Genomic DNA, 7,589 nt, shown 5'->3' with positions numbered 1-7,589 from the left:
GGGCCGGTCGTTGACGGGCGCCGCGGCGGGCGGCGGCGCGTCGGCGCCGGCAACCACGGTCTGGCTCTCCGGGGCCGCCGCAGGTGCCGCGGTCGGCGCCGCCGGTGCAGCCACCGGATCGGCCGCCACGGCGGCGGATCCCGCTTCCGCAACCGGCGCAGCCGCAATCTGGGGCGACGGGGCATGGACGGGTGCGGTCTCGGCCGGCGGCATGACGTCCGTCGAGCTCTGCGCCGCCGCATCGCCGATCTTCGGCTCAGGGGCCGCTTCCGGCGCCGACGCGGCGACGGCCGGCGGCGGGGCCGGCGCAGGGGTAACCGGGGGCAGTTCCTGCACCCGCACCGGCGGCAGCGCCAGGGCGACCATGGGCGGCGCCTCCGGCACCGTGCCGAGCTTCGCGCCGGCCGCCATTGTCGCCGGCCCCAGCGTACGGCTGCGATAGGCGATCAGGCGGTTGGCGCGGCTCTCCACCTCGGCCATCGACAGCCCGGCGGCCGTCGCCGCCATGGAGGCGCCTTCGGCGTCGCCGCTGGCGAAGCGCGACAGCGCCAGGTTGACCTTGAGCGAGAGGTTGTCCGGCGCGGCGGCTAGACCGGTCCGATAGGCGGTGGCGGCGCCGGTGCTGTCGCCCATCATATCGGCGGCGATCCCGCTGGCATTCCACAGCCGGGCATCCTCGGGATGCTGCGCCAGCGCCGGCGCCAGATGCGCGTTGGCCTCGCCCGGGCGCTCCAGCGCCAGCAAGGCGTTGACCAGAACCCGCACGATCGCCAGGTCGTCGCGGCGGGCACGCTCGGCATCCTTGAGATGCGGCAGCGCCTCGGCATGCCGGCCCTGCTCGGCCAGGGTCAGGCCCAGCCGGGCCGCCGCATCGGCATGGGTCGGCGCGGCGCGGCGGGCGGCCATGTAACTGTCGATCGCGGCGTAGAGATCGCCGGTGGCGGCCAGCCGGTCGCCTTCGGCGAGCAGCACCGCCGGGTCGACCGGTCGCGGCTGGGCCACGACCACGGGGGGCGGGCCGGCTTGCTGTCCGGAGGTGCAGCCGGTCAGCGCGACAAGTGTGGTTCCGGCCAGCAGAAGGGGGGCCAGGCTCCGGCGCGACATCGCCACGGCTCCATTTGCAACAATTGGGGCCTGGACGCTAACAAGCGGCACTTACCCGGCCATTAACATTACCTTCAATTTGACGGGCGTTTGCCGGGCAATGCTCCAATCCGGCAGACCGGCGGCCGATTCAATCGAAGGGCCGGTTCAATCGAAGGGCTGCCTCAATCAAAAGGTATGGGCGCCGGCTTCGGGATGCCGGGCCTGCCCCAGATGATCGCCTCGCGGATCCGGGCCAGCGGTGCATCCGCCCGCGTAACGAAGCGCTCGCCCTGCTGCACGACGCCCAGATCGGCCCACAACCGGTCCAGGTCCACCGGCCCGCCGTTCAGGTAATAGGTCTCGGCATTCTCGGCCATGGTATTGCCGCCGATCGCACGGTCGCAGGCGGCGATGAACTCGGCCGTGGTCCAGCGCCGATCGCCGGTGCCGCCGTCGCGGCGCACGGCACGCAGGCAATCCTCGATCCCGCGCTGACCGTCGGTGCGCTGGCGCATCTCGATATCGGTGATCAGCGCGAACAGCGCGCCGCCCCAGTAGATGGCGCCGAAACCGGCCCGCCGCATGCCGAGACGCGTCATCGCCTCAATGCCGCGCGGCATGCCGCGGGCGAACTCGGCCCAGACCGCCTCGGGCGCGATCCAGCCGGCGCGGGCGCGCACGATCGGCTCGACATAGGTGGCGAGGCCTTCCATCAGCCAGCTGCCGTTGTCGCTGAGGAACGGCATCGCGGTGTGCACCATCTCGTGCACCAGCACCCAGTCGTTCAGCAGCGCCGTGCGATCGGCCTGTTCGCCGACCTGCACCATCATGGTGATGCCGCCCCCGGGGATGACGCGGCCGAACGGCACGCTGTCGCGCCCCGGCATCGGCAGGATGACGACCAGGCTGCGTTCGGCGGGATAGCCGTTGAAATACCGCGCCATGGCCTCGCCGGCGCGGCCGACCCAGGTGGCGATCCGGTCTGGGCCGAGTGCCGTGCGGCCGTCGAGCTGCACCAGGTCGATGGCGGCGGGCGCCCCGTCGGTGCCGGCCATCTCGATCCGCCGGCGATCGAAAGTGCCGAAAGCCGTGTAGCCGGCGAAAGCGAGCTGGCGCGCGGTCAGCCGGATCACCCCGTCGGCGCTGGCGAAGCCGGTGGCGACCCCTTGGTCGCTTTCATTGATGATGCGGATGCGCAACGGCAGGTCGACCGGCGCGGGGCGGAACAGCCAGGTCTGGGCCAGCGGCATGAAGGACCGGCCGGCGGCGGCGACGCCGCGCGCACCCGAAGCGGCGAAGGCGCCGAGATCGACCTCGTAGTGCACACTCGACCGCTTCGGACTGTCGGGCATGAGCCACGAACTTTCGTCACGCGTCAGGGCCCGGCCGCCCGCATCCTCGAATCGCGTCACATAGGGAACGACGCCCGGATGGGCGACGAAGCCGCCCACCTCGCCGACGCAGGTAACGTCTGCGGCAACCTTGATGCCCTGCCGGTCGGTGACGCGCACGTCGTAGTCGCAGCCGGTCTCCTCGGCCCGGGCCGCGCCGCCGGCGAACGCAGATCCGACCAGAGCGAGCGCGAGGATGGTCCGGACGAGCATGGCGGCAAGACTAGGCGCTTCCCCGGCGGCGCCGTCAACACATCGGGGTGATGTCGGCGGACGATTGCCGCCGGCGCGAGGCTGCGCCATGCTCGCGGCGGTTCGGGAGGAATGATGATGACAACCGCGTACGAAACCATCCGCGTGCGGCCGCTGGCCGGCGCCTGCGGCGCCGAGATTTCCGGCGTCGATCTCGCCAGGCCGCTCGGCAACCAGGCCTTCGCCGAGATCCATCGCGCCTTCCTCGAGCATTCGGTGATCTTCTTCCGCGACCAGGACCTGAAGCCGGCGGATCAGGAAGCCTTCACGCTCCGCTTCGGCCCGTTCGGCCAGACCGACTATGTGAAGACGCTGCCCGATCACCCGAACATCATCGCGGTGATCAAGGAGGCCGAGGAGCGCACCCCATTCAATTTCGGCGGCGTCTGGCATTCCGATTTCAGCTATCAGGACCGCCCGCCGATGGCGACCATCCTGTACGGCCGCGACGTGCCGCCCTATGGCGGCGACACCATGTTCGCCAGCGGCTACCTCGCTTACGAGACGCTGTCGGACGGCCTGAAGCGCACGCTCGAAGGCCTGCGCGCGGTGCACAGCGCCCGGCGCTCCTACGGCAGCAAGGGCTCCTACGCGAAGAGGCGCCTGAAGAGCATGGAGATCGCCGCCGACGAGAGCGGCGATGCCGAGCTCGAGCATCCGGTGATCCGCACGCATCCCGAGACCGGACGCAAGTCGGTGTTCGTCAATCCGGTCTACACCATCCGGATCGCCGGCTGGACCGAGGCGGAGAGCAAGCCGCTGCTCGATTTCCTGCACGCCCATGCACAGCGGCCGGAATTCACCTGCCGGTTCCGCTGGGCCAAGGGCTCGCTCGCGATGTGGGACAATCGCTGCCTGCAGCACCTCGCGCTCAACGACTATCACGGCTTCCGCCGCGAGCATCATCGCACCACGGTCGCCGGCGACCGTCCGGCATGAGCTCAAAGAAAGAGGGGCGGACCCTAGTCCGCCCCTGTGAGATCAGAGCTTCCGGTCGGCGAGCGGCGGCAGCCAGGCCGGCGACCACACGTCCTTCGCGGTGACCTTGCCGGCCGGCACCTTGTAGGCCTCCGACACCACGGCCAGCGCCTTGTCGATCCGGGCCATGTCGACCTCGGAGATGCCCTTCTCCTTCACGTTCTTGGTCAGCATGACGGCGTCTCGAACCAAGGCGAGCCGGTCGAGCTCCAGGTCTTCCTTCATCAGGTTGTCGAACTTCTTCAAGGTGGCGACCGCGGCCTTCGGATCGGCGAAGGTATCCTTCATGCCCTTCAGGGTCGCGCGCGCGATCGCCTTGATGGTGTTCGGATACTTCTCGGCATAGGCCCAGGTGGTGATCAGCGCGCTGCCATAGAGCGGCACGCCGAAATCGTTGTAGCGCCAGACCGTGAGACGGTCCGGCCCCATCCCGTTCGCCTTCAGGTTCAGCACCGAGGTTGAGACGAAGCCGGTAATGCCGTCGGCCTGCTTCTGCAGCAGCATGGTTTCGCGCAGCTGCGGTGTGACCGTCTTCCAGGCGATCTTGCTCACATCGATCCCGGTCGCCCTGGCGAAGGCGGGGAACAGCAGGCGGCCCGCATCGGCTTCCGGCGCCGCCAGCGTCTTGCCCTCCAGGTCCTTCGGCTTCGCCACCTTGGCGTCCTTGCCGACGATCACCGCGGCCAGCGACTCGTCGAAGATCATGAAGAACGCGACCATCTTCTTGTCGGGGTTCTGGGCGTTGAACGGCACCAGGGTGTTGATGTCGGCGAAGCCGACGTCATAGGCGCCGGAGGCGACCTTGGCCGCGGCATCGCCGGAGCCGAAGCCGCGGTCCATCTGGATCGCCAGGCCTTCCTTGGTGAAATAGCCCTTCTCGATCGGCACCGAGAAGACCGCGTGATTGCCCTGGATTGCCCAGTCCAGCACCAGCTTGACGTTCGATTGGGCAGATGCGGTGCCGGCGGTCGCGGCCAGCGCCAGCCCGAGGCCCGCGGCGAACGCGGTTCTGATCGACATGAAGTCCCTCCTGCTTAAGGAAACCGGGGTTGCGGTCGCCGCTCTCTTGCAAGAAGCCTGCTGTTTGCGCCGCCCTGTCGGCCTCCGGATCGGCAGATTAAACGATGCCATCCGGCTGCGCCATGCGAGGGCAGCCTGCCATGCGGTTGCCTCGCCGCGCGGCAACGGGTCGCAGGCGCGGGGGCCGAAAGTCTGGACAAGCCCTCCCCGGGATGCGAGAAACCGGCCCAGTATCGGTTCGAATCAGGTTGCTCGGGGGTCAATCGGGCATGAGCAGCACGACGACGGGCGGCGCCGGGGCGGGCGAGCCCACGCGGCGGGATTTTCTTTATATCGCTGCCGTCGGCATCGGTGCCGTCGGGACGGCGGCCGCAATCTGGCCGTTCATCAGCCAGATGAATCCGTCGGCGGATGTGCTGGCGCTGTCCTCCATCGAGGTCGACCTGTCGAACATCCAGACGGGCATGAGCGTCACCGTGCTGTGGCGCGGCAAGCCGGTCTTCGTGCGGCACCGCACCCAGGCCGAGATCGACAAGGCGGTGGCCGACGACAAGGCCGACCTGCCGGATCCGGCCACCGACGAGAGCCGCGTCAAGAAGCCGGAATGGCTGGTGATGATGGGTGTCTGCACCCATCTCGGCTGTGTGCCGCTCGGCCAGCAGGGCGATTACGGCGGCTGGTTCTGCCCCTGCCACGGCTCCCACTACGACACGTCGGGGCGCATCCGTAAGGGGCCGGCACCGCTGAACCTGCCGGTGCCCGAATACGCCTTCATCAGCGACACCCGCATCAAGATCGGCTGAGGGCGCGGCCATGGCATTGCAGCTGCAGAATCCGATCCTCAAATGGATCGAGTATCGCCTCCCGGTCTTCTCGACCATCGACCATATGGTCGGCTCCGGCTATCCGACGCCGAAGAATCTCAACTACCTCTGGAATTTCGGCTCGCTGGCCGGAATCGTGCTGGTGGTGCAGATCGTCACCGGCATCGTGCTCGCCATGCACTACACGCCGCATACCTCGCTCGCCTTCGACTCGGTCGAGCACATCATGCGCGACGTGAATTACGGCTGGCTGATGCGCTATCTGCACGCCAACGGCGCGTCGATGTTCTTCGTCGTGGTCTACATCCACATCTTCCGCGGCCTGTACTACGGCTCCTACAAGACGCCGCGCGAGCTGCTCTGGTTCATCGGCATCATCATTCTGCTGGCGATGATGGCCACCGCCTTCATGGGTTATGTGCTGCCCTGGGGCCAGATGAGCTTCTGGGGCGCCACCGTCATCACCAACCTGTTCTCGGCCTTCCCGTTCATCGGCGACCCCATCGTGACCTGGCTGTGGGGCGGCTTCGCGGTCGACAACCCGACCTTGAACCGCTTCTTCAGCCTGCACTTCCTACTGCCCTTCGTGATCGTCGGCCTGGTCATGCTGCATCTTCTGGCGCTGCACCAGCACGGCTCGAACAACCCGCTCGGCGTCGAGAAGAAGGGCCCGCAGGACACCATCCCCTTCCACCCGTACTACACGGTGAAGGACCTGTTCGGGCTCGGCGTGTTCCTGATCTTCTTCGCCTACTGGGTGTTCTTCAATCCGAACTATCTCGGCCACCCGGACAACTACATTCCGGCCAACCCGCTGGTGACGCCCGCGCATATCGTGCCGGAATGGTACTTCCTGCCGTTCTACGCCATCCTGCGCGCGGTGCCGGACAAGCTCGGCGGCGTGCTGCTGATGTTCGGCGCCATCCTCATCCTGTTCCTGCTGCCCTGGCTCGATACCAGCCGGGTGAAGTCGTCGCGCTTCCGGCCGATCTACAAGCAGTTCTATTGGGTGTTCGTGCTCGCCTGCATCGGCCTGCTCTGGGCCGGCGGCCAGCCGCCGGAAGGCCTGCCGCTCTATCTCAGCCGGGTCTGCACGGTCTACTACTTCGCCCACTTCCTGGTCGTCATGCCGCTGGTCGGCTGGTTCGAGCGGCCCCGGCCGCTGCCCGCCTCGATCAGCGAGCCGGTGCTGGGCGGCGGCAAGCTGCCGGCCGGCGCCGCCGCACGGGGGACGCATTGATGCGCGCGCTCCAGGCCCTCTCGCTCGTGCTCGGCGTTGCGCTGGCGGCGCCGGCCCTGACTGTGCCGGCCCTGGCCGCCACCGAGGCGCCCAAGCCGCCCTCGCTCAGCTGGTCGTTCGACGGCGTGTTCGGCACCTTCGACCGCGCGGCGGCGCAGCGCGGCTTCCAGGTCTACAAGGAAGTCTGCTCGGCCTGCCATTCGATGAACCTGGTGGCCTATCGCAACCTGCGCGATCTCGGCTTCAACGAGGCCGAGGTGAAGGCGATCGCCGCCAGCGTCGAGGTGACCGACAAGCTGCCCAACGACCAGGGCGAGATGTTCCAGCGCCCGGGCCTGCCTTCCGACAAGTTCAAGGCGCCGTTCGCCAACGAGAAGGCCGCGGCGGCGGCGAACAGCGGCAAGGCCCCGCCCGATCTGTCGCTGATGGCCAAGGCACGGCCGCACGGCCCCGACTACATCCACGGGCTGATGATCGGCTACGAGGAGCCGCCGGCGGACGTCAAGCTGACGGCGGGCCAGAGCTACAACAAGTACTTCCCCGGCCACATCATCGCGATGGCGCCGCCGCTCGCCGAGGATGCCGTCAGCTATACCGACGGCACCAAGGCCACGGTCGACCAGATGGCCTCCGACGTGGCGCATTTCCTGATGTGGGCGGCCGAGCCCAAGATGGAGGAGCGCAAGCGCATCGGTTTCCAGGCGATCCTGTTCCTGATCGTCGCGACCGGCGTGTTCTACGCGGTGAAGCGCAAGGTCTGGGCCGACCTGCACTGATCTCGCGCGCGTTGATTTCGGC

The 7,589-nt window shown here is 68.2% G+C and carries 7 protein-coding genes; 4 read left to right on the top strand and 3 right to left on the bottom strand.

Going from position 1 to position 7,589, the window contains the following annotated elements; translation table 11 throughout:
• Together DT074_RS27195 and DT074_RS27190 are read right to left on the bottom strand one after the other, a co-directional pair.
• A partial coding sequence (locus tag DT074_RS27195) for a tetratricopeptide repeat protein (protein ID WP_162915274.1) occupies window positions 1-1,104 on the bottom strand: 1,104 nt, incomplete at its 3' end.
• A 164-nt stretch (window positions 1,105-1,268) separates the two neighbouring features.
• Window positions 1,269-2,690: a M61 metallopeptidase family protein gene (locus DT074_RS27190; RefSeq protein WP_119422980.1), complete on the bottom strand. Its 1,422-nt coding sequence runs from the start codon at window positions 2,688-2,690 to the stop codon at window positions 1,269-1,271.
• Between the two features lie 117 nt (window positions 2,691-2,807).
• On the opposite strand from DT074_RS27190, the gene DT074_RS27185 reads away from it, so the two are divergent.
• Window positions 2,808-3,668, top strand: coding sequence for a TauD/TfdA dioxygenase family protein (locus DT074_RS27185; RefSeq protein ID WP_368744946.1), 861 nt, complete (start codon window positions 2,808-2,810; stop codon window positions 3,666-3,668).
• Between the two features lie 42 nt (window positions 3,669-3,710).
• Here DT074_RS27185 and DT074_RS27180 read toward each other — a convergent pair whose 3' ends face one another.
• The gene (locus DT074_RS27180) at window positions 3,711-4,727 is read right to left on the bottom strand and encodes an ABC transporter substrate-binding protein (protein ID WP_162915273.1); all 1,017 of its coding nucleotides are present in this window, start codon (window positions 4,725-4,727) and stop codon (window positions 3,711-3,713) included.
• A gap of 269 nt (window positions 4,728-4,996) precedes the next feature.
• On the opposite strand from DT074_RS27180, the gene petA reads away from it, so the two are divergent.
• Genes petA through DT074_RS27165 form a run of 3 tightly spaced genes read left to right on the top strand, consistent with a single transcriptional unit; the run spans window position 4,997 to window position 7,567 of the window.
• A complete protein-coding gene (petA, locus tag DT074_RS27175) occupies window positions 4,997-5,530 on the top strand; it encodes a ubiquinol-cytochrome c reductase iron-sulfur subunit (RefSeq protein WP_119422977.1) in 534 nt (177 codons plus the stop codon).
• A gap of 10 nt (window positions 5,531-5,540) precedes the next feature.
• Window positions 5,541-6,791, top strand: coding sequence for a cytochrome b (locus DT074_RS27170; RefSeq protein WP_119422976.1), 1,251 nt, complete (start codon window positions 5,541-5,543; stop codon window positions 6,789-6,791).
• The gene (locus DT074_RS27165; protein ID WP_119422975.1) at window positions 6,791-7,567 is read left to right on the top strand and encodes a cytochrome c1; all 777 of its coding nucleotides are present in this window, start codon (window positions 6,791-6,793) and stop codon (window positions 7,565-7,567) included. The genes DT074_RS27170 and DT074_RS27165 overlap by 1 nt, the downstream gene beginning before the upstream one ends.
• The last annotated feature ends 22 nt before the right edge of the window (window positions 7,568-7,589 follow it).

The sequence above is a fragment of the Desertibaculum subflavum genome (genome assembly GCA_003576705.1).
GTDB lineage: Bacteria > Pseudomonadota > Alphaproteobacteria > Ferrovibrionales > Ferrovibrionaceae > Desertibaculum > Desertibaculum subflavum.
Note: the sequence above shows the minus strand (reverse complement) of the source record. Positions and strands in the feature narration are given on the sequence as shown.

What these genes read in the sequence shown, in the direction of transcription:
- DT074_RS27170 (WP_119422976.1), top strand. Translation starts at nt 5,541, where the DNA reads ATGGCATTGCAGCTGCAGAATCCGATCCTCAAATGGATCGAGTATCGC.
- DT074_RS27165 (WP_119422975.1), top strand. Translation starts at nt 6,791, where the DNA reads ATGCGCGCGCTCCAGGCCCTCTCGCTCGTGCTCGGCGTTGCGCTGGCG.
- DT074_RS27180 (WP_162915273.1), bottom strand. Translation starts at nt 4,727, where the DNA reads ATGTCGATCAGAACCGCGTTCGCCGCGGGCCTCGGGCTGGCGCTGGCC.
- petA (WP_119422977.1), top strand. Translation starts at nt 4,997, where the DNA reads ATGAGCAGCACGACGACGGGCGGCGCCGGGGCGGGCGAGCCCACGCGG.
- DT074_RS27185 (WP_368744946.1), top strand. Translation starts at nt 2,808, where the DNA reads ATGACAACCGCGTACGAAACCATCCGCGTGCGGCCGCTGGCCGGCGCC.
- DT074_RS27190 (WP_119422980.1), bottom strand. Translation starts at nt 2,690, where the DNA reads ATGCTCGTCCGGACCATCCTCGCGCTCGCTCTGGTCGGATCTGCGTTC.